Annotated in this window: 17 protein-coding genes; 1 reads left to right on the plus strand and 16 read right to left on the minus strand. The window is 33.7% G+C overall.

Annotation, left to right across the window (positions count from 1 at the left end; all coding sequences use genetic code 11):
• Positions 1-84 precede the first annotated feature (84 nt).
• The 16 genes from HNS40_RS15835 to HNS40_RS15910 form a co-directional block, all read right to left on the minus strand.
• The gene (locus HNS40_RS15835) at positions 85-402 is read right to left on the minus strand and encodes a hypothetical protein (RefSeq protein WP_172282597.1); all 318 of its coding nucleotides are present in this window, start codon (positions 400-402) and stop codon (positions 85-87) included.
• Positions 399-806 carry a Fic family protein gene (locus HNS40_RS15840; RefSeq protein WP_172282599.1) on the minus strand — a complete coding sequence of 136 codons (408 nt, stop codon included), beginning with the start codon at positions 804-806 and terminating at the stop codon, positions 399-401. Before HNS40_RS15840 ends, HNS40_RS15835 begins: the two co-directional genes overlap by 4 nt.
• 6 nt (positions 807-812) lie before the next feature.
• Complete coding sequence (locus tag HNS40_RS15845) at positions 813-4,580, minus strand: hypothetical protein (protein ID WP_172282601.1); 3,768 nt, start codon at positions 4,578-4,580, stop codon at positions 813-815.
• Positions 4,573-4,938, minus strand: a complete 366-nt coding sequence (locus HNS40_RS15850; protein ID WP_172282603.1) for a hypothetical protein — start codon at positions 4,936-4,938, stop codon at positions 4,573-4,575. Before HNS40_RS15850 ends, HNS40_RS15845 begins: the two co-directional genes overlap by 8 nt.
• A 5-nt stretch (positions 4,939-4,943) precedes the next feature.
• On the minus strand, positions 4,944-6,296 hold the full coding sequence (locus HNS40_RS15855; RefSeq protein WP_172282605.1) for a restriction endonuclease subunit S: 1,353 nt from the start codon (positions 6,294-6,296) through the stop codon (positions 4,944-4,946).
• Positions 6,287-6,652 carry a hypothetical protein gene (locus tag HNS40_RS15860; RefSeq protein ID WP_172282607.1) on the minus strand — a complete coding sequence of 122 codons (366 nt, stop codon included), beginning with the start codon at positions 6,650-6,652 and terminating at the stop codon, positions 6,287-6,289. The genes HNS40_RS15855 and HNS40_RS15860 overlap by 10 nt, the downstream gene beginning before the upstream one ends.
• Positions 6,652-9,006, minus strand: coding sequence for a class I SAM-dependent DNA methyltransferase (locus HNS40_RS15865; protein WP_172282609.1), 2,355 nt, complete (start codon positions 9,004-9,006; stop codon positions 6,652-6,654). Before HNS40_RS15865 ends, HNS40_RS15860 begins: the two co-directional genes overlap by 1 nt.
• Before the next feature lie 609 nt (positions 9,007-9,615).
• Entirely contained in the window at positions 9,616-10,269 is a 654-nt protein-coding gene (locus tag HNS40_RS15870; protein WP_172282611.1) for a hypothetical protein, read from the minus strand.
• Positions 10,270-10,287: 18 nt separating this feature from the next.
• Positions 10,288-11,529 (minus strand): plasmid pRiA4b ORF-3 family protein, encoded by a 1,242-nt coding sequence (locus HNS40_RS15875; RefSeq protein WP_253916391.1) that lies wholly within the window; start codon positions 11,527-11,529, stop codon positions 10,288-10,290.
• 435 nt (positions 11,530-11,964) lie between these two features.
• On the minus strand, positions 11,965-13,137 hold the full coding sequence (locus HNS40_RS15880; RefSeq protein WP_172282613.1) for a TolC family protein: 1,173 nt from the start codon (positions 13,135-13,137) through the stop codon (positions 11,965-11,967).
• Positions 13,134-16,235, minus strand: a complete 3,102-nt coding sequence (locus tag HNS40_RS15885) for an efflux RND transporter permease subunit (RefSeq protein WP_172282615.1) — start codon at positions 16,233-16,235, stop codon at positions 13,134-13,136. The genes HNS40_RS15880 and HNS40_RS15885 overlap by 4 nt, the downstream gene beginning before the upstream one ends.
• A gap of 11 nt (positions 16,236-16,246) precedes the next feature.
• Positions 16,247-18,124: an efflux RND transporter periplasmic adaptor subunit gene (locus HNS40_RS15890; RefSeq protein WP_172282618.1), complete on the minus strand. Its 1,878-nt coding sequence runs from the start codon at positions 18,122-18,124 to the stop codon at positions 16,247-16,249.
• 84 nt (positions 18,125-18,208) lie between these two features.
• Positions 18,209-18,640: a DUF6769 family protein gene (locus tag HNS40_RS15895; protein WP_172282621.1), complete on the minus strand. Its 432-nt coding sequence runs from the start codon at positions 18,638-18,640 to the stop codon at positions 18,209-18,211.
• A 98-nt stretch (positions 18,641-18,738) separates the two neighbouring features.
• A complete protein-coding gene (locus HNS40_RS15900; protein WP_172282624.1) occupies positions 18,739-19,584 on the minus strand; it encodes a hypothetical protein in 846 nt (281 codons plus the stop codon).
• A gap of 48 nt (positions 19,585-19,632) precedes the next feature.
• Entirely contained in the window at positions 19,633-20,115 is a 483-nt protein-coding gene (locus HNS40_RS15905; protein WP_172282626.1) for a GNAT family N-acetyltransferase, read from the minus strand.
• A gap of 20 nt (positions 20,116-20,135) precedes the next feature.
• A complete protein-coding gene (locus HNS40_RS15910; RefSeq protein ID WP_172282629.1) occupies positions 20,136-21,566 on the minus strand; it encodes a T9SS type A sorting domain-containing protein in 1,431 nt (476 codons plus the stop codon).
• A gap of 171 nt (positions 21,567-21,737) precedes the next feature.
• On the opposite strand from HNS40_RS15910, the gene HNS40_RS15915 reads away from it, so the two are divergent.
• Entirely contained in the window at positions 21,738-23,120 is a 1,383-nt protein-coding gene (locus HNS40_RS15915; RefSeq protein WP_172282631.1) for an ATP-binding protein, read from the plus strand.
• Position 23,121: the final 1 nt, after the last annotated feature.

Genomic DNA, 23,121 nt, shown 5'->3' on the forward strand with positions numbered 1-23,121 from the left:
TGAGTGGCACAACTTGCTCCGGTACGAGTGGCACAACTTGCTCCGGTATGAGTGGCACAACTTGCTCCGGTTTGAGTGGCACAGTTACATCGGTATAGGTGGCACAACATGAGTCAGCCTATCCACTAATATCTTTAATTTCCAATCGGAGGAGCGTTTGAGCTTTTCCAGTTCTTCTTTTTGGCTGTTTTCCAGAAAATGCCAAAAGCGATTTTCATCAATGGCATATTTGGCATTAAAATCATTAGCTTGGCCCATGATGAATTTACTGGTCGCTTGATAGCTTCCTGCTTCCTCTTGCCATATTTGAGGATGGTCTTTACTTTCTTCTTTGGAAAACCCACATAAGGATTTTTCTATGGCAGCTTCTAGGGCTTGCTCGTTGGTTTGGCTTGGACTCATGCGTTTAAATCTTTTTTTAGTTTTTTTCCTTTTCTGGTCAAACGATACTTTTGGTTTCTGCTGGTAGGCTTATTGGGTAAAGTCATCTCTATCCATTTGTTTTCCAGTGCAGGTTTTAGGTAAATATTTGTGAAATTATTTCTCCCAGAAAGTCCTAATTCATGCATCAATTCATCTCTGCTCATTTCTTTCTTCAAAACCCATACTACCCTGTGAGACAGTTCTTCTAATGCGATGTATTTGGTTTTGTGTTTGTTAACTTGCCCTGCATCATGCCCCGTATCTTGCCCTGTATCTTGCCCCGCAATTTGCTCTATATTTATATTGTCATCAATAGCAGAAGGCCGCCATATAATCACCTTAAAACCTTCGTTTTCTTCAAAATTATAAAAATGATTCTTCATGATGTTTTAATTAACTTCTTTATGGAAAAATCTCAAACCGCGGAAATCACCAGAACCATCTCCAGCCATTCTGTCAAAGGAATGTTGTTTAACCTGGTATAGTATTGTTAAATCATTATCGTCTAAATATTTCTTTAGTAAGTCTGTACGAAGATAGTTTAACTTTTGATCATTTAATTTTCCTGATTGAAACTTTGTCATTTTATAAGCTAATTCACCATCTGTATCTATTAAACAGAAATTTTCAGTATCTGGAGATAGATTCAAATATTTACCAATGTTTGGGTTAGGTACTTGACAATTGATATTAGGAAATACTTCAGAATTTGATTCCCATAAAATATCAATAACTGATGGTGTAAATTCAATTTCTTTAAATTCTGTTACCGTTTTTCTACCTTCAAATCCTCTTTTATTACTTAAAAGGTTTTTTATGGAAATAGTTGGTTCAATTATCTTGTTTATTTTTATTGATTCTTTTGAATAATATTCATCAGGAATTGTATCTGCCCAATATAGTTCACCAAAATATACTTTTGATATTGTTGTTGGATTAACAAATAATTCTTCATCCCAACTTAGGTTTTCCTCAGGTAATTTAGTAAAATCGAGGTTATTCCTTTTAACAAAAACAGAATCAATAAGTAAAAATGATTCAGCATTATAACTCGTATCAGGTTTGTTAATAAGTAAACCATTTAATAATGTGAAATCTCTGTTATTGAATTGCTGTTCCCAAATTTGCATTATTGATTCTTGTTTTTGGATATTAGTCCACTCGGGTTTGTTCGATTTATGCTCAATTAGGTTTTCATTGAACAAAGGTTTTTCTAAATAAATATTCTCCTTTTTTGGAAAAGAGACTTCTATTTCAACATCAGATAAGCGTTCATAATGCTCTGAATGATAACTGTCTTTTTCGAAATAAACTTGAAGTCTATTTTCTATTAATAACTTCCCTGCAAATTCAAAAAATGCATTCCAAGAATATTTCTTACCTAAACGATCTGTTTTTCCAAAAGAATTTGGTCTATCATATCCACTTAAAAAATCCTTCTCTTGGTGATTATCTGTTTTGAATTTATCTCTTGGAATAAAGCCAGAATCTATAATTCTTTTATAAATTTCAGTTGTATTATTTATATGCTCTTGACTACCTTCATGCTCCTGACTTAACCTATTTATTGTATATGTTATGAAATCATTCCCTAAAGGGTCAGGAGAAGAGGTATGCCAATTTACTACACCTGGAGCTACCAAATTAATATCATCCTGAGTTGCATTATTCCATTTCAAATTCTTAGCATTAAAATGAAACTTCTCTTTTAAGCTTGTTTTTTCTAATTTAATATTAAAAACCTTTTTATAAATTGCTAAATCAATTATATGCCTGAAATTATCTATGACAATGTAGTGATAAGAAGGGGACTTAGGTTGTGTACTAAATTGAAGATTAAATACTGTATTTGCAATATCTTCTAATTGATTATCAATAAAGTAATTATTGTTTTGCAACCTTAAACAAATACCATATAAAATGCCTGACAATCTCTCATATATATATAAATATTTTAAATTTGAAAATTCAAGAATTCTTTCTAAAAGAAGCAATGGGTAATTAGCATAAAAGTCTAATAAAACCTGAGTAGCTTTATCTCTAAGTTGTCTATTTGTTGTTTCCAAAAGCCATACACAATAATTCAACATTAATTGTTGAGAATCATTTAGTTGTTTTAACTGTGATTCTTCATTAAGTTTAAGAGAAATAAAATCACAAGTATCAAAAATGCGATGTATATTCTCAAAAACATAACGTGGCCAAACTAAGTTAAAATTAAACAAATCTAATTTACTAATAGCTTCAATTGTATTTATGATATTGATAGAAGATTCTGTATCAAGTAATAATGAACTTGATTCATTTAATAATGTAAATAATTCATTTTTAGATTGATATTTATTTAAAATTGATGATTTGTATTCGCTTGTAATTGCATTCTTAGGTTCTCTTAAAAACTTTGTTAAAAGCAATTCTTTAAATTTATCAGCTTCTTTGTATTTTGTAATTAAATCTCCTTGTTTAATAGATTCTGCAATAATAAACTTCAAAATATCATCCCTTAATTGGTGTTGTTTATCGAATGTACCAACAAGATTTTTTTGAAAAAAATCACTGTTTACAATGTTATTTATAGTTCTGTGTTGCTTTATTAACAATCTTGCAAGCATATATCCGCCAACTTCTTGTTGGGTATGTATAATAACATCTCTGTTGTCAACTGAATCTTGATTATAAATTAAATATTCTTCCAATACTTTGAATGCAACACTCTGGCTAAATTCTTTTTTATCTTCATCAAAGCTGCTGATAAATTCTTCTATTATTATTGCGTCTCCTAATTGGTTTAAATATTTACTCGAGCAGGTTTCAAACCCATCTAATACTTTGTTTACAGTTAATAATTGACAATCGATTTTTATTTTTTTTACTAGTTTATCTATGTAATCTTCAAATACTTGGTTGAAACCAGAAAGACCCAACTTAGCTTTAACAGGTTTGTTTCCATCTGATTTTGACATCTGACAATATAGATCTAATAATAGGGGAGTCCTAAAATAAAAGATATCGGAATGGCTTACCGAATCATAAATAATATTGTAATAATTAAAATATTTACTTATTGCTTCTTCAAGTTTTGCATTATAGAATCCTTTAAGCTCAATAAGTTTACAACTTCTATAATTGATCTCTACTCTATCTAAATAAGAAGTTCTAAGAGTAAACACAAGTATCAAATTGTCATAGTTAACAATGTTATCTATTAAATCATTTAGATGGAAGTTCCAAATATTACTAAATCCCAAATTAGATTGAATTGTTTCGTTTAAAGCATCAATTACAATCGGTATTCTAATTGACTTTCCTTTAGCATATAAATTTAATTTTTCTAGTATCTCTGATAAGTTATAGCCTTGAGGTATATCAAGTAGCTTTAATAATAGTTCATTTAAATCTGTTGATTCACCGCTAAATTTTTTTCCCCTAATCAGAACTATATTATTCTTTTTATCTATTAATCTATCAACTAATCTAGCAGATAAGTTTGACTTCCCTAGGCCTGCATTCCCATGAACAACAAAAACTCTATGGCTCAATTGTTCTGTCAATATATTCAGGGTTTTTAATTCTTGAATAATTTCTGTCAGACGCCTAAATACTACTTCAACGTAATAATTATTTATTAAAGTACTATCTAAATATTCTTTTTTTTCTGTTACATAATGACTTGGAATCTCCAATCCTCGTTGATCAAAATCTATTGTTTCTATTATCAAGCCATTTGGATTGCTTTTATTCTCAGCTATTTTGTTTCCCTGTTTTTCAATTAATCTTTTTAAGAGTTCTAGCTGCTTATGTATCTTTGATTGTTTGTTAATAGATAGCCCTAATTTTTCTACTTCATTCTGGAGTTCTTTATATTCTTTTTTAAAATTGTTAAACCAGTCACCTAGATTTCTTAAACTATTATTGTAGGATTTAATTTTATCTTCGATGAAAATAGATTCTAAAATCTCATTTTCAGCAGTCGTTTCTACATATAAATCAGGTATATACTTTGCTTTAAAATCAGATGTATAATGCTTTTGATGCATTTTTTCAAAATATTCTTCATTTATGTCAAAATTCTGACGAAAAAACTGATTATAAGTTTGTTTTACATTTTGGAATAAACCAAAAAAGTAATTTTTTGTTGTTTTGTCTTTATTATTCATAATTCTGATTTATATTTTGTGATAAACCAATAAAGATATTCCAGATAGATTTTTTCGTTTGTGTTACTTGATGTAATTTATAATCAATCCATAAACAAATCAAAATAATTAGCAGATATATAGAAATAGCAATTGGATTATAACCTGAAGCATATTTTTCTATAATATATCCAATAACAACAGTGGGTATATAATCATATTTTTCCTGCAATTCAATATAGTTTGGCGCAAGCTCTTCTGGAAGTTTTACAATAAATAATTCAGCGCCTAAAGCACCGAAAGCAAGGAATCCTATTGTCTTATGTAAATATCTATGCCTTAATAGATATCTAAAAATAATCTTAATAATATTTCTCATATCTCTTATATTTTAACCTTCCCAGTAACCAAACTATCAATCAATACCATTTTATATTCCTTTAAGCGTTCAATCTGTTTTTGTTGTAAAGCTATGGTTTGGTCTATTTTGGTGGATTGAATTTCTATACCTTCTACAAGTTTTGATTGTTCCTTGAACTTGGGAAAAGGGATTGATATATTTAGTAAATCAGGTTTAGAAATGTTTTTCATGCTTGGACTTGAGCCATTTGCATAAGATGTCACTACCTTTCTAAATGAAACATTTGTCATTACAATACTGAGCCAAATCGAATCAAATTTTAAATTCGAATGATACACCGTTTGCCACAACCTATCTGGTAAAAACAAATTAGTGTGCGACTCTCTGGCGTACCCTGAAGCACCAACTAAATCTGGTGCATTCATACGACTTATAATAATTCGCCCTTTAATTACAGGACATTTAACTCTTTTTAAGTCACTTTTAAAAACTTTTTTATTTTCATTTTTATCGAAAGAATACTTGTAAACTGAACTTGTTTTTAATACACCTATTTCATCATCCTTTGCTGATTCAGTCTCTGAAGCATTTACACTAACTCCACTTTCTAAGTTTTTAATTAAATACTTCAACCTCTTCACCTCCCAACCCTCTGGAATCTCTCCAATCCATTCCACACCACTATCCTTAGTCTGTTTAGGTTTTATCCAGCTATCTGTTTCTTTATCCCAAACTATTTTACCGGTTACCAATTCTTGAATCATAATTTGCTTGCGCTCTTTGAGCAAGGCTATCATTTTTTCTTTTTGGCTGATGGCTTGGTCTATCTTTTTTGTTTTTTGGTCTAGGTGTTGGGCGATAGTATTTTGTTCCTCAATGGGAGGCAATGGAACTACAACATCACCAAATTTATCAAAATATAACCTAAGTCGCATATTCATAATTCCTCGTGAATGTTTCTTGAGTTCAGAGATACAGGTTGATGTTCTAAATAAATTGTGATAAAAACCACCATTTATATTTTGCCTTGGCCTAAGTATGTCATATGCAGGACTTGTTACTCCATTATAATTTGAAATTCCTATAGCTCCCATCCATGCTAAGAGTTTATTAACTATAACGTCACCTTTTTTTACTTTCCAATAACCATCAGTAGTTGAAGCTTTATTCCCTCTTTCAGCAAGTTCCTTTCTTGGTCTGACACCAATGTCGGTATAAACTGAGAGTAATTCTTCATTGTTGTCTTTTTCTGCAGGTTCTATTACTAATCTAAAAATTGACTTAACTCTCCGAGCCTCCCAATGTTCCGGAATCTCACCCAACCATTCCACACCAGAATCCTTATAAGTAGGGTATTTATTATATTTTAATTGCATAGGGCCTCCTTATGGGTTTGTGGTTTTGCTAGGTTTATGGATTGGTCAACAAGCTGTTGACTAATTATAAAACTGTTGTATTTAATGGTTTCTGGATTTATTATTGGGTATAATTGTAATTGTCCCTCAGTTTGGGGGACTAATAATTCTTTTAGAAAATAATAAAAAGGGAAGGATAGAGGAGGGAAATCCATAGAGCTATGCTTTCCATAAAAATCGAAAACCCACCCGGGTGCGCTGCTCCGATTTACATCGGAATGGGAAGCGTGGTGAGTCTTATCACCCACAAAGATAGTGTATTTGGGCTTTGCTTGGCAATAAAAACTTAGTTTATTATGAATATAAGGACTGCTCATTAGGCTTTAATATTTAATATATCCATAATCAAACCTTCATTCTCTTTCTCTAATTCTAAAATTTCATCGCTCACTTCTTCCATACTCCTCAGTGCTTTATGCTGGTAGAAGTATTTATTAAAACTGATTTCATAACCTATTTTGGTTTTCTCCAGGTCTATCCATGCTTCCGCCACATGAGGTTTAACTTCTTTTAGAAAGTAGGTATGTACTTGTTCTTTTATAGGAATATTTTCGTAATCGCGTAAATCGCTTTCGGTTTCATATATGATATATTCCCCTTTTTTAGCATTGGGGAAATAACCATAATCGGGCAATTGCTCTTCAGTACAACTTAATCTATTTAATAATGCTTTTAGTTTATCAGCATTGAGCTTTTGATATTTCTTTATTACCTTATCAGCAGTCTCATCATACCAAGCAATGGCATTATAAATGGCATTTTTTTCGGAGGAGGATAGTTTAAAGGATTTGTTCTTTTTAAGTTGAGCATCTACCAATTCCTGAAAATCGTTGAAGTTATTATAGATATCCGAGCCTATGTTTTCTAATAGATAGTTAGCGGCATCTAAAATCAGCTTTTGCTTTTCCCAAGTTTTAGGAGACAAGAGGGCTTTTCGTTTTTTGGCATTCAGGTCGAAATCGTTTTGCTCGCACCAGTTTAAAATGCTTTTTTCATGTTTGTCTAAATCAGTATATACTTCTTCGCCTATGGTTTCGTAGGCCCATTGCATGGCTTCTTTTAAGCTTTTGTCGTAGCGTAGGTCTTTAATTTTGTATTCTGTAATTTGAGCTTTTAGCCTTTTGGGGCGTTCAATGGTGGCTTTATAATAACCAAAGTCGGCATTATCGAATACCTTAGAAGCCAAATCACTAGGCTCTTTCCTTTCTAGAGTTTCCAGCTTTTCGTAGGCATTCATAATATCTTTAATATGCTGAGGGCTGAGTTCACAGTTTTTGGCACCCAAATTCTTTCGAAGTTTATGAAAGCTTTGTCCGGCATCTATCAATTGTACTTTTCCTTTTCTATTTTCGGGCTTATGATTGGTCAAGAGCCAAATATAGGTGGTGATTCCAGTATTATAAAACAGGTTATTGGGCAATTGAATAATAGCAGAGAGATAATCGTTTTCAATAAGATATCTTCTGATATTGCTTTCTCCACCGCCAGCATCGCCAGTAAATAAACTGGAGCCATTATGTACCGAAGCAATACGAGAACCTTTTGGACTTTGATTCAGTGGTTTCATTTTATTCACCATCTCCATCAAGAATAGCAATTGTCCATCGGAGGAGCGAGGCGTAGCATCTACCAACTCTGTTTCTCCCCAATAGTTTTGTAATTCTATTTCAAAACGTGGGTCAATAATGTCTTTACCATCTTTAATATATTTTACTTCGGTGGCCCAAGATTTTCCGTAGGGAGGATTCGAAAGCATAAAGTCAAAAGATTTACCCATAAATTCATCGGTAGAAAGGGTAGAGCCTAGCTTAATATTTTCGGGGTCGTCGCCCTTAATCATCATATCCGATTTACAGATGGCAAAAGTTTCATCATTGATTTCTTTACCATATAAGTATACATCGCCTTTGGCTTTAATAATGCCATAAGGGTCTTTGATAAAGTTCTGCGATTCGGTGAGCATTCCACCACTACCGCAGGCAGGGTCGTAAATGGTCAACACCGGAGGCAATTCATCTTTAATAGGCTCAAAAATGATATGTGTCATTAGGTCAATCACTTCGCGTGGCGTAAAGTGTTCTCCTGCTTCCTCATTATTCTCCTCGTTAAACTTCCTGATGAGTTCTTCAAATACATAGCCCATACCCAGATTGGTTAAGGGAGCTAGCTTTCTACCATCGGCATCTTCTTTTTCAAAAGGAGTGAGATTGATATTTGGGGAGGTAAATTTTTCGAGTACATCTAAAAGCACATCTTTATCGGCCATGTGTTTTATTTGGCTGGCCAGTTTAAACTTCTCAATAATCTCCTTCACATTGGGGCTGAAACCATTTAGGTATTCCTGAAAATTCACCTGCAAAAGTTGTTGACTATTGGTGGCTGTTTGTTTCAGTCGTTTTAAAGTCCATTTGCTGGTATTATAAAACACATATTTAGATGCTTTTCTCAATCCAGTTTCTTCCCATTCGGTGAATTCAGCTTCTTCTTTTTGGAAGCGCATTTCCTCTAGCACCTCTTTTTTGGTAGGTTCGAGGAGTACATCGAGTCGGCGAAGTACAACCATCGGAAGTATTACATCGCGGTATTTTCCTCTTACATAAACATCTCTGAGGCAATCGTCGGCAATGGACCAAATAAAAGATACTAGTTTGTTGTGGACAGTGGTATTCATATATGATAGGGTGTTATTTCTGGTTTAAGGATAATGGCTGCAAGAAAAACTACAATAACTTCGTTATGGTCCTTATGAAAACAGTCATTTACAAAAGTAAACTCCCTGTTTTTCAGAAGAACCAAGCCTCGTTCTTGAAGCTTTCTTTTCAGCCTTTTAAAAAAAAGGATAGTAAGCTTACTAGTGTGAGATAGGGGATGCAATATTTCAATAATACTAAAAATGAGTCGTTATTTTATGAGGATGCAAGTTAATAAAATATCAGTGCAAATAGGCTTTGTGTTGGTAAGTAGTGCAGGTTTTGTTGGGAATATTTAGTGATGCTGTATGTAAATGAGACATATTTTTCTCAGATTATTACAGATTGTTAGAATATTAAAAGGTAAATTAATTAACTTTGAGCGAATTATATAAAACGCATTAAACATATCTCCATTGAAAACACTTAAATATGATGTCTTTTAGTGATTCCTAAATTATAATTCTATCAATTAATTCTAAAAGATAGATAATTTTAGAAGACTTAGATTTTATGTGCTATGGGGAATAAATTCAATTATTATGAAAGATTAATATGGTGTTATTCTTATCGGAATTATTGTTTTATTTTTAATTGGACCTGTCTATGGCTACTTCTTTCATGTTTGGTGTTTGACAATAATTAATAAATGTTTCCATTAATCCACTATATAAAGTATAGCGGTTTAGTTCATTATTGAAAATTAGCTTAATTCCCTTGTCAATAAATTCCTTATAATCCATACTGTCACGATGATATTTGATCATTTGATCAAAAAACTCAATTTGACTGATGCCAACAGATTCAAAAGGGTCGTAGGCTGTAAAAGTTTCATAGGCACAAGCATAGCATAGGGTTTCATACAACACTTGCAATTCTTCTGCACATCTACGTCTTGAATTCCCATTTTGTGCAGCTAGGTTTATTTCTTTTACTAGTTTCTTGACCAAAAACCGCCATTTAGAACGGTCCTTTTTAGGAACATCAGAATTGGGAAACAGATAGTTTTGGTTAATGGCATTATTATGAAATAATTTGACTTCACCTGATATTTCCTCAATGGTTCTGATGACTTTATTTGCCTGAGATACTTTTTTATCTTTAACTGGTTTTGTAATCAGTTCATCTATTTGGTTATCCTCTTTTTTATTCTTCGGAATGAGTTTGTAAAACTCTGCCACAAGGAATTCCAAATCTTTTTTTTGGTGACCTTTTACAATGGTTCTTAGCTCTGCAATTTTCATTTCAATAAATTTTCACTATCAAAAAAGCTCCTCAAAACCTTCCTGGACTTCTTTTAAGTTAAACTCTTTGGCATCCCATTCTTCATTGTCTTCTAGGCCAAGCCATTCTTTATATTCTTCATATTCAGGATGGCTTTTGTCACTAAGGGTTTCTTTCAATTGTTCATAGCCCCATATTCCACCACAATCTTCCGGAGGACATTTTCCTTTTCCTGCTAAGCATACCGGTTTTTCTGAGGCTTCTTCTATGATCTTCTCAAGGGTGATTTTATGAATCCAGTCGTCGCCAAAATCGTAGATATAGGTATATTTTTGCCCTTCCTCTACAAAGATTTCTGCTAGTATAGTCTCTTCGGCATCTATTGGATCGTCAAAACCAAAGAAGCTAAAATCTTCAATTCCTTCCTTAATTTCTTGTATCACTGGATAGGAGCCATAACCAGTTGGAGAAAAGCTATATAAATGATAAGATTCCCAAGCAAAAGCAGATTGGATGATATCGTGCATATCCTCAAAAGTATAATAACTAGGTATCTTAATTCTCCGCCAAACAGGAGGTTTCGTTATTCCTTTAATTTGAATTTTAAATTGAAAGGTTTTACTTTCTTTGATGTCTTTTTCTGAATAAGGGTTTCTTTCCTCATCAAGGTCGGAATCCTCTTCGAAGTCATGATTTAAGTCATTGAAATCAGAATTAGCAATTTCGAAATTTCCAATGCCCACGCTTTTTGTTAATTGAGCTATTATTTGGAGGACTTGAAGGTCAGTTTCATAAGGTCCACGGATATAAAAAGGTTTCCCGTGACGACCACATTCAATGTCCAGCAATTCAATATCATCAGTGTCCTCTTCAAGGATGTATTCTGCTATTCTAAAGTCTTTATGAGGCTCGAATCCTAGATCTTGAGCATATTCTTCTCCAGCAAATACAATATTATGAACTAGTTTATATTCAACAAGTTCCATTGGCATATTATCCTTCATCTCATTTAAAAGCTCTTGATATTCTCTAATATCCATATTAAAGAAGTACATAGCATCCTTAATGCCTAAGCATTTTAAATCGACTAAATACATACCGACCGTAAAATGGCCATTGCTATGAATTCGTGCAACTAATGTCTGAGCCAGGCCTTCATCTTGCCACAAAGAATTAATCCAACATTCTTGAATAGGTAATGCTCTAGCTTTTTGCTTAATATAGTTTTCAGGGGACAGCATTTGAATGACTTTCCCTTTATTTTTCTTTCTTTTTGCCATAAGAGATGTTTTCGAAATGCTAAATTAAAAGAATCTTAGAAACTTGACTAGAAAATACCTTGCTAATTAGTAAGAAATAATATGTTTGATTTTTCTTGATTGTACCGAGGCTAAGGGAAGTCAGGGAAAAGGTTTAGCAAAACTATTAGATTGAAAAATAGGTATTCTAAAATAATTTGATTTAGACTGATTCGTGAGGAATATTTTAATGCAGTATGAGCTTATGCAATAAGGGGCTGTCCAAAAAGTGATATTAAGCCTTAATGATTGAATTTCAGGATTGCCCTATTCCCTAAATGGAGCCTGAAATTCAATGACTTCTCCCTTCAGGGTCGGGGAAAAAAAGTCATTGAATTCCTAATGCAGTACCTTTTTGGACAGCCTCTTGTTTAAAAATGACTAGTCAAATGTCTATCGATTTATAGGATGATAATTCTACATAAACTGATAAAGCTCAGCTAAACACAAGTTCAAATCTCTCTCCATTTCTAATAAATTATTCTGACTGGTATAATAAATAGACAACTCCAGCATATAATCGATAAGGGTGATTTGTCCTTTATCTAGAGCTTTCTTTAGTAATTGAGAATGCTCATATTTGCTTAATTGAACACGATAATCCTCGGTATTCAATTGCAAGCTTTTAGCCTTTTCATATAAACTCATCAGGTGATTATAGAAAACGATTTTATTATCCACAGCATAGCTTTGCATAGCATCGGTATTGGCTTTGGCGTATTTTACCGTGTTTTTATTTTCCCACAGTGGAATAGATACCCCCACAATTAAGCCTTGGAATTGTTGTCCACCCGCTTTTTCACTCATATAACCTGCATTGAGTTTGGGTAAGCTCATGGCTTTACTCAGTTTTTCTTGTCTTTGACTCAATTCTACTTCTTGTTTAAACCAATTCAGCAATGGATTATTAGATTCCGCTACTAAATACCATTGTTCAAAGTCAGAGGGTAAACTCACCAGCTCGTAAGACGAATTTTCGAAGACGATTTCTTTTCCTCCATTAAGACTCCTCAGTTCTGCCAATAAGCTTTCTTTTTCAATCTTTACAGATTCCGATTCTTTTTGAAGGTTTAATAAACTCAACTGTGATTTGTTATACTCAAGCACATTGCATTCGCCTACTTTAAATTTAGCTTGATAAGAGGAAGCAATACTTTGCGCATGCTTTAGTCTTTCTGCTAATTGTTCTTGTTGAGCATTATGAAAAACCAGTTGAAAAAGTATTTGCTTAGCTTGAAGAATAATGGCTTTTTGCTCTTTAATATATTTGAGTTCTATTTGTTCATTCTTCAAATCGGAAATCTTATTTTGATGTCCATACACGGTAGGGAAATCAAAAGATTGCTTGATAGAAATATCTGTTCTTTGTCCCATGCTCGTTGGGTTTCCCCATAAGTAATGAAATTCAAATTCTGGATTTTCTAAATAGATTCCGGTTCTGTTTTCTAATCTTTCTGCTTCATTAGCTTTTTTAAGTGCAGTAAGCTTGGTATTATTTTGTTCTATTTCTGCCAAAAGCCTAGCTATATCCTGAGCAAATAATGGATAAGCCAACATGAGCATCATAAAACTGATGATTATCTTTTTCATATTTTCTCCTTTTTAATGATACTTTTATCTTTTAAGCTGCTATAAATAATAGGTACCACAAAGATGTTTAATAGGGTGGATGTTAATAAGCCTCCCAAAATCACTTTTGCCATAGGGCTCTGAATTTCATTGCCCGATAAATCACCATTCATAGCCAAAGGAATAAGAGCGAGAGCAGCCGTTAATGCAGTCATCAAGATGGCATTCAATCGGTCGGTAGAACCTTTTAAAACCCTTTCATATCTTTTCATTCCTGAAGCTTGAAGCTTTTGGTAATTGGAAATTAACAGTATTCCATTTCTGGTCGCAATTCCAAATAAGGTGATAAATCCAATAATGGCTGGAATACTCAAAATACCCGAAGTAAAATAAATGGAGAATACTCCACCGATCAACGCTAAAGGTAAATTGAGGAGGATGATACCGGCTAATCTGAAGTTTTTAAATTCTTGGAATAGCAATAAGAAAATAATCAGCAAGGCGAGGGCAGAAGTAAGTAGGAGCGTACGAGAAGCTTTGGCTTCACTTTCAAACTGACCACCATATTCTAACCTATATGCTTCTGGTAAAGTGATATCTCTATCAATATTCCTTTGAATTTCTTCTACCACAGAACGAAGATCTCTTTCTGCAACGTTAGCAGAAATTACTATCTTTCTCTGTACATTCTCTCTGCTAATAGAACTAGGCCCCGAAACAGATAAAATTTCTGCAACCTGCTCCAGAGGAACTTTTTTACCATCATAAGTTTCTATTAAAGCTGATTTAATTCCATCTATACTTTGGCTATAATCTTTATTGAGTTTTAAAACCAAATCGAAGCTCATTTGTCCTTCATAGATATCCGCCATCTTCTCCCCATTAAAAGCTATGTCGACAAACTCATTAAAGTGAGCCAAACTAATGCCATAATGAGCCAGCATTTCTCTATGGGCTCTAATCTGAATTTGAGGCACTTCAATCTGTTGATCCACATTTACATCCACTAATCCTTCTATGTCAATGATGGAAGCTTTAATCTGGTTTCCGATCATGAACATTTTGTTTAAGTCGGTTCCAAACAGTTTAATGGCAATATTGGCTCTAGTGCCGGAAAGCATATGATCTATTCTATGACCAAGTGGTTGGCCCACCGTAAAGGCGATGCCTGGGATATGGGCCAGTGTTTCTCTCACATCTGCCATAAATTCTTCTTGACTTCTTTCTAATAAGTCAAAATTCACATCAATTTCAGCACTGTTTGTGGATTGTGAATGCTCGTCCAACTCTCCTCGACCTGTTCTTCTGGCTGTGCTAAATATTTCTGGAATGGCCAATAATTCAGTCTCTACTAGATTACCAATCTTATGGGTCTCCTCTAAAGAAGTACCTGGCTGATTGACAACAGATAAGGTTAATGAGCCTTCGTTAAACTCCGGAAGAAAACTTCTTCCCAATCCAGAAAATACATATAATGATATGATGAATAAAATCAGAGTAGGTATGAGAACCCACTTTTTATGGGTGAGCGACCAAGCTAAAGCACTTCCATACCTTTCGCTTAGTATTCTAACGATCCATTTTTCTTTCTTATTCTTGTCTAAGTATTTTTCATTGCTCAAAAGAAGTTTGGAGAGTAGTGGTGTTAAAGTCATGGCCACAATAAGAGAGGCAAATAGGGAAATGATAAATGAAATTCCTAGAGGTTGTAGCATTCTTCCTTCCATTCCACTTAAAAAGAATAAGGGAACAAAAGCCACCATAATAATAAGGGTAGCATTAAAGATAGAAGAACGTATTTCTTTGGAAGCTTCAAAAACCACTGTAAATGAAGATTCTTGTTCTTCTTTAGGTTTGAGATGGTTTTCCCGAAGCCGTTTATAAACATTCTCCACATCAATAATAGCATCATCCACCAGAGAACCAATAGCGATTGCCATTCCCCCTAAACTCATGGTATTGATATTCAAACCTAAATATTTCATAACCAATATAGCACTCAATAATGAAATGGGGATGGCCAATAGAGATATTAATGTGGTTCTAAAACTTCCCAAGAACACAAAGAGGATGATAATAACGAATATACCGCCTTCTAATAAAGCACGTTGAACATTATTTACAGAAGTTTCTATGAAATCGGCTTGACGGAAGATTTTAGTATCTAAAATCACATCTGCTGGCATCGATTTTTGTAATTCGGCAAGATTGGACTCAATCCTTTCGGTAATTTCTAAGGTATTGGTTCCGGGTTGTTTAGAGATGGACAAGATAATAGCGCGTTCGGCATTACGAGAAGCATAACCCATTTTTACAGCAGGTGCAATTTCTACATCTGCAACATCTCTAATTCTAATGGGTTTCCCATTCTCCGATTTGATATAGGTATTGGCCAAATCATCAATATCAGAAGTTCTTCCAATTCCTCTAATGGCATATTCATTACCATATTGACGAAGAACTCCACCGGTAGAATTTTGAGAAATGCTTTGGCAAACTTCAGCTAATTCATTAAGTGAAACGCCATAGAACTTCAATTTGTCGGCATTGGCTAGAACGTGATACTGCTTAAAGTCACCGCCAATAATGGTTACTTGAGAAACGCCTCCAGTAGCTAGAATGAGTGGTTTTACATTCCATTCGGCAATGGTCCTTAAATCCATCATAGAAGTGCTGTCTGCCTGCATGCCCACAAAGAATATCTCACCCATCACACTGGATTGTGGTGCCAAAATAGGCTGTCCAACGCCCAGCGGCATTTGTGTAGTCACGGTAATGAGCTTTTCGCTAACGATTTGTCGGGCTTTGTAAATATCCGTACCCCAATCAAATTCTACCCAAACAAAGGAATATCCTTGTGAAGAAGCAGAGCGAACTCGTCTGACATCAGTGGCTCCATTTACTGCTGTTTCTATAGGATAGGTCACTAATCTTTCGACCTCCTCAGAAGCCATTCCATGGGCATCGGTCATTACGACAACAGTGGGTGCAGTGAGGTCGGGAAATACATCTACATCCATTTGGGTAGCTGTACGCGTTCCAATGATGAGAAGAAAAACAGAGCTGAACAGAATAATATACTTATTCTGCAGCGAGAATTTTATCAATTGATTCAACATAAGGCTCTATTTTAATGTACGTGACCTGAATGAGCATCTAATCCACCAGTAGCTTGAGCCAATTTAATGAGGATGGCGCCTTTGCTTACTATTCTTTCATGGGCCGAAAGCCCTTTAAGGATTTCCGTTCTTTCGCCATCGCTAGCTCCTATAAAAACCTCTCTTTTCTCGAATAACTCCGGATGGACTTGCACATAGACAAAGAAATTTCCTTGTTCTTCTAATAAGGCTGAATTAGGAACGTTCAAGTAGGACTCATTACCCTGATATTTTAGGTATAATTCTACAAAGCCTCCTGCCACAAAATCATCTGTATTGTCAATTTCTATAGATATGGGAATGAGGTAATTATTGCTGTTGGTGGTTTTTCCATAGGATAATATATGTCCATTAAGCTCCTCCAAACTATAAGTATTGTTATTATAGATGTTTTTAATATTCGCTGTATAAATTTGAGGAAGGATAGCAGCATATTTTTGCTGTACATCGGCATTTAAAATCAATCGTTGATTTTTTGTGATGGCCAATAGAGGATAACCTGCTTCTACATATTCACCATTACTCACTCTTAAATTATTGATATAACCATCGATTGGAGAGGTGATGCTTTGGCCTTGCAAGCTAAAGTTGGCTTGTAGGTTATCAAAAATGACCTTGGTGTTTTCGAATTCATTTTTGGCTTCCAATACTTCTTTTGAAGTCACAATCTTATCTTTCTCTAATTCCATTATTCTTTCAAAATTAGAAACTGCTTTTTCATAGTTATTCTTGGCTTCCACATAGCGAACGGAGGAATTATCGTTGGCTAAATCGCTTCCAGATATGACGAAAAGCTTTTGACCTTTCTTCACTTGCATTCCTTCAGTAATATGATTGGATTGCAAATCAACAATTCCATTTGATTTAGAAGAGATAATGGCTTCGCCAGCCACACATGGTTTTGTTAATGCTGTAGTTTTTATGGTTTTTCCGAAAGGCTGAATTCCTACTCTTTGGGTTTCAAAAACTACTTTCCACGATTGTTCTTTAGTAAATCCAGTTGTATTAGTTGAACTCGCTTCTGGAGCATCCCAATGCATGGCAGCATGCGCATCGGCGAATACTTTTATCTCCGGGATATCCATACTGTAAACTCCATTTTTGGTTTCAATATGGAAGCTTAATATAGCATTTCCAGCTTTTTTTGCTTGTATATTGAATCGATATATTCCGGGTCTTAACATTTGGGTTTGAATATCCTGAGATATTTGTCCATTTGTGTTTATTTCTGCTTTTATACGAGCATTTTGTAGAGGAGAAAAATCATCGAGCCATGTGAAATGTGCTAAAATAGAAGAGCTTCCTTCAGTGGAAAAAGGGTCTGTTTCAGCAAATAATTCAAATTCATTAGAATAAGCTGTGATTTGATATTTTACTTCATCATGGGCATGTCCACCAGAATTTGCTGTTTCAGCTGCATGATCATGAGCTGCTTCTGGCTTTAGAATTAATACTTTCTCTGGATTTCTTTCTATAATTTGATTTTGAGGTTTTTGATGCTCCCCGTTTTCTCCATGCTGATGTCCGTTAATGTGATTATGATGATGCGATTCTATAGCTTGATGGGCTTGTTCTTCTGCATGTTCATGATTACATTCTTCACCCTTTTGATGTTGATGTTCACTTTTATGGTCATGCTTGTGATTTTCTTCAGCTGCATGGGTGTGTTTCTCTGCTTGGTCATGATTGCATTCTTCACCTTCTTTGTGTTGGTGCACATTTGTTTGTTCATGATCGTGTGTTACTCCAGCTACATGTTCATGTTCTGTAGTGTTATTTTGAGAGGAATTGTTTTTGCAGGCCACGAAAATAAGCATCGTTGCTACCATTAAATATATTCTATAATTCATATTATTTTGTTTAAATAAAATCATTGATAAACCATTTAAAAAAAAACAAATTTTTTAAATAATTGAAATTAAGATTGTTATGATTTAAACAAAAGAAGGAGGGCCGCGAAGACCTGCACTGTAATTTATGAAAATATGATAAAGCGAAAGCTTTAAAGGGATTTGAGATTTGAGATCTCTTTGATTGAAGTAAGTTTCTGGTAAGTTATTTAATTGAGAAGTTAGACTGAAATTAGCCAATGGTAAATGGTTTAATTCTAATATGGCAACCTCTTGTCTTGGATTGATATTGTTTGGAATGATAACTATTGAATTTAGTTCACACTGCATGTTACCATTTTCTTCATGATGTTCATGTTTTTGGTGATTATGGTTTTCGTGGCTATCACATTCATCTTCGCAAGAAGTGCTTATATAACAAAAATCACCTTCATGATAATGGTGAGGAATAGCCGCGTGAACCAATAATGTAATATTGGCTAAAAGAAGAAGTACGATGGCTAAACTCTTTTTCATTTTATAAATTTTAGCAAAAGTAATTATTCTCTTCAAAAGAAGACTTAATTTTAGGTTAAAATTGGGTCAAATATTATAAAATACAGAAATCAGGTGATCTACTTATTCAATACTTTAGCGAAAATAGATAGAATTCCAACAAATGTTAAATTGATAATGATACTAAGTATCATTAGAAAATAGAAGCTGAAGAAAAGCATAAATGAGTCTAAAAGCAACCACAGCATAAAGTCACCAATCCAAGAGGAGAAAAGGTTGAAAATAAATAAAGCCAACACAAAATAGATAAAACCACCTTGGCTTCCTTTGATATCTGATGGGCTTAATGTGATAGAAGAGCCAATGGCATAAAGGAAATAGATAAGCAATAATACTTTAAGAAAACTGGAGGATGGCCCAAATGCTAAACTCAAGTAAATAACAATATTATCCCAGGTATTGGCAAAAAGTCCAGTAAAGTTGGAGAAGCTAAAGAACGAGTCTGCTTGAATTTCATATACAGCCATTTTGGAGAACCCAAAACCAAAAAGTAGCCAGCTCAAGAAGTATAAAAGGATAACTCCAAAAAGAATTGGGCCTATTCCGATAAAGAAATTACCAATTCTTTGATAGGTGCTCATGGGATTAAAAGAATGATTTACATGTCCTAGATTTCCATCTTCTGAATTGGGAGTGAATAGCGCCATGTCGGTGATTTTATGACGGAATATTTTAGCGAAAAAAGCATGGCCCAATTCATGAATAGAAGTTCCTAGCCAGGCAAATCCATATAAATATAGTTTTCTTCCCATAACTCTATAACTGAGTTTTTCATTTTTCTTGGCTACTAAATGCATGATATACGCTAATAAAAGAAGTGGACCTAATAGAATAAAAACTTGTGTAACAGTAGTTAATACCACTTGCCAAAGATAGGAGAGGATGTCGCTGATTAATGAACCCATAATGATATATTTATATGATTGATTTTCTCAAATCTGAAAATCAATTTGTTATATGTCTTTAATCATAAATATGCTACAGCCAAAGTGACCAGTATTCCCTAGAGCTTGAACGATATATTTATAGCCCGCCATTTTGTACATGCCAACTGCTTTTCCAAACTCAGGGAAACTCTCTAAGTATATTTTTTGGTATTTTAATTCTTTGGCAGAAACATGACATTGCTCCATTAATTGTTTTCCAAGGCCCAATCCTCTTGCCTCTTTATGTAAATAGAATTTCACCAACTCACAGCAATCTTTATCTAAACCTAAAGTAGGAAATATACCGCATGCTCCCATCACTTGTCCATCTATTTCACCCACAAAACAAGCGGAGCGTTTTTCTTGGAACAGACTAAATAAATCATCTGTAGTGGGATCTACATAAACAGTCCCTTCTTTTGGAGCATCAAACTCCTCAAAAACTCCTTTAATGATTTTAGAGAGTTCTGGATTATCAGATTCTTGAATTGGCCGAATATTTATTTTCATTCAAAAAAGCATTTATCGATTTACCTCTGTAAAATTACTTTTTTTCTAATACTTTCTAAATCAGATTTTAAATTAATAATATAAACGCCATTTTTCAAATCCTTTGATGGCGTCCAAATGGTAGTTTGGGTGTTTTTTAAGGGGTGGGTTTCGATTAAAACTCCTGTTGAACTATAAATCTCTATTTTCAGATTTTCGGCACTCGAAAGTGTAGTGATGATTTGAGTTTGATGAGTAATGGGGTTGGGGGAGATAGTCAGGCTATTATTGTGATTTGCCAATTCATTTTCTCCAAGCCAAAAGGATACTTTGGACATAAATAATTGTTGTTTATTATTTCTTTCAGACTGAAAGGTAAGATAGGTAGTGTATAGATAATCTGAAGGAAGGTAGAATAATCTAGGTTTTGAGTCTATTGCCGAAGACTGAGAAATATTAAAGCAATATTGATAACCAGACCAAAGGTTATTTACAAAAATATCCGAATTTTCATTATCATTAAAAGTATATGCGAAATAATTAAACCAAATATCTTTTTTTTTCTTCTTAATTATGACATCAAATAAAACGGCATCTGGAGTTGTTTTAGTTTCGCTAAATAATTCTAAACTTTCTATTTCTTCTCCCATAACATCATAAGCATAAGGTTTCCATATTCCATTTCCAAGAGATTCCCAAAGAAATACCACTTCTTCCGTAATATCAAGTGTTAATATAGAAAGTGAAGAATTTATGCCATCAAAAAATCCGATTGACTCATGCCATTCTCCCAAAGGATAATTCCAAGTGCTTCGGTAAATATTGTTTTCATCATTTATTTCTTTTAGATAAATGATTTCAGACTCACTGATACATGGGTTTGAGCATCCTCCCTCATCAATGGTCATAATAGGATGGAAATAATAATTAGAGCTGTTTCCATCTAAATAAGTGGTTTCAATATTTCCACCTCTTTCCCAAACTAAATTCCTGCCCATTATTTTCAAGTCCTGACAACTGGTATATCCAATTTCTAAGCTTTCAGGTGCACTGAAGTTACCATCTTGAGAATATTTTGAATAATAGATATTGAATATGCCATTAGTTGTTAAATCACTCTCAAAAACTAGATAAAACAGGGTGTCGGGGTCATTTGGATAGCCTGAGAATTTAATGATCTGAGGGTTCCTAAAAGAGACATTCTCCTGATTCAAAACTTCAATAGCTTCACTCATTTCAGTGATATTCCGCATAAAAATGCTATAGCTATTCTCACTGGTTTGCTTTTCATAAAATACAAAATCTCGGTGAGTGATTCTAATCATTACTGGATTGCTATTGTTTGTTAATGAATCTGTGATTGGGATAGGTGTTGACCATTCTCCTTCTTGTGCTTTTGTATAACTGATAGATGAAACTAAAAGGATAGCGAATAGAACTATAATATAAGAGGAAATAAATTTAGTAATCATGATATATGTTTTATATGGTTTACGAAGATAGTAAAATAAATGTGAATGATATGTTAGTATTTGAATATTAGGTTAATTAGGTGATATTCCCTTGTAATTGGAAAAAAAATAGCTTAATTTTATCAAACCATTACGATCAATTATTCCTATCTACAATAATCACAATCATTAATGAACTTTACAAAAGTTATTATAAATTATATATCTGGTGATGATAGAGTAATTGACCTTAGGCATCAGCTGCTCAATATTACCCTAGCCATAGGGATTCTATTTTCGGGTTTAGCGGCACTGTCTAATTTCCTTCTCGACTTACACTGGATATCCATTGTGATGGCGCTATTAAGCTTAATAGTTTGCAGCATAGCCTATTATTTTACAAGGTTTAAGCGAAAACGATATCCTGCTATTGAAATGCTAACTCTTGGCTTTATCGTTTTTATCTTTTTGCCGGTTTTATGGTTTTCTACTGGAGGGAGCAATGGTTCTATACAATACTTTATTCCCTTAATGTTAGTGGCTATTCATGTGGTATTTACCGGAACTACCAGAGTAGTTTTAATAGCCATGTTGATAGCTTCAAGTTTAATTTCTTTGGTGGTAGGTTACCTTTATCCTCAGCTGATCATTCCTTATGTTGATGAACATGCTCAGTATATGGATATGGTTTTAGGTTTTTCATTTTCGGTAGCTGGTATTATTATTTATCTAAACATATATTATAATATGTATACTCGGGCAAATGGAAAGTTGGAGAAACAGAATATGCTTTTAATGAATAAACAAGAAGAGATTTTAGCCCAACAAAGTGAAATTGAGGAGCATAAGTTTGAGTTAGAAAGAAAGGCTCAAAGTTTACAGGAACTGAATGCTACAAAAGACCGATTCTTCTCAATTATCTCACATGATTTGAAAAATCCTTTTAATTCAATTTTAGGTGTTAGTAATGTGTTGATGGAAGCAAAACAAAAAATTGATGATCCTGAAATATTACAATATATTGATGTGTTAAATTCCTCATCTAAAAAGTCATATCAACTATTATTAAACTTATTAGAATGGGCTCGTCTTCAATCTAATGATATATCATATGTTCCTGTTAAATTGGATTTAAAAGAGCTTATTGAAGAGAATGTGAATTTAGTAGAAGCCCAGATTTTAAGCAAGGGTTTGTCAATAAAATTTGAATATAAAGAGGCGCTTAGTTATATTGTTTTGGCAGATGAGCATATGATAAATTCTACAGTGATGAATTTAATCTCAAATGCGATTAAATTTACCAAAAAAGGAATCGTCGAAATTATTCTCGAAAGCAATCAAGATGCTGTTATTATTAAGTTTATCGATCCTGGTCTAGGAATGAGCAGAAAGCATGTGGATTCACTATTTCAGATTGATAAGAATATCTCCACTCCAGGTACCAATTTTGAGCAAGGCACTGGATTGGGCTTAATACTGTGCAAAGAATTTGTAGAAAAAAACGGTGGAAATATTTCGGTAACCAGTATTCCTGATAAAGGGAGTGAATTTATCGTGCGTTTACCATCTTATTAAT

This window comes from Lentimicrobium sp. S6 (assembly GCF_013166635.1).
Classification (GTDB): domain Bacteria; phylum Bacteroidota; class Bacteroidia; order Bacteroidales; family UBA12170; genus UBA12170.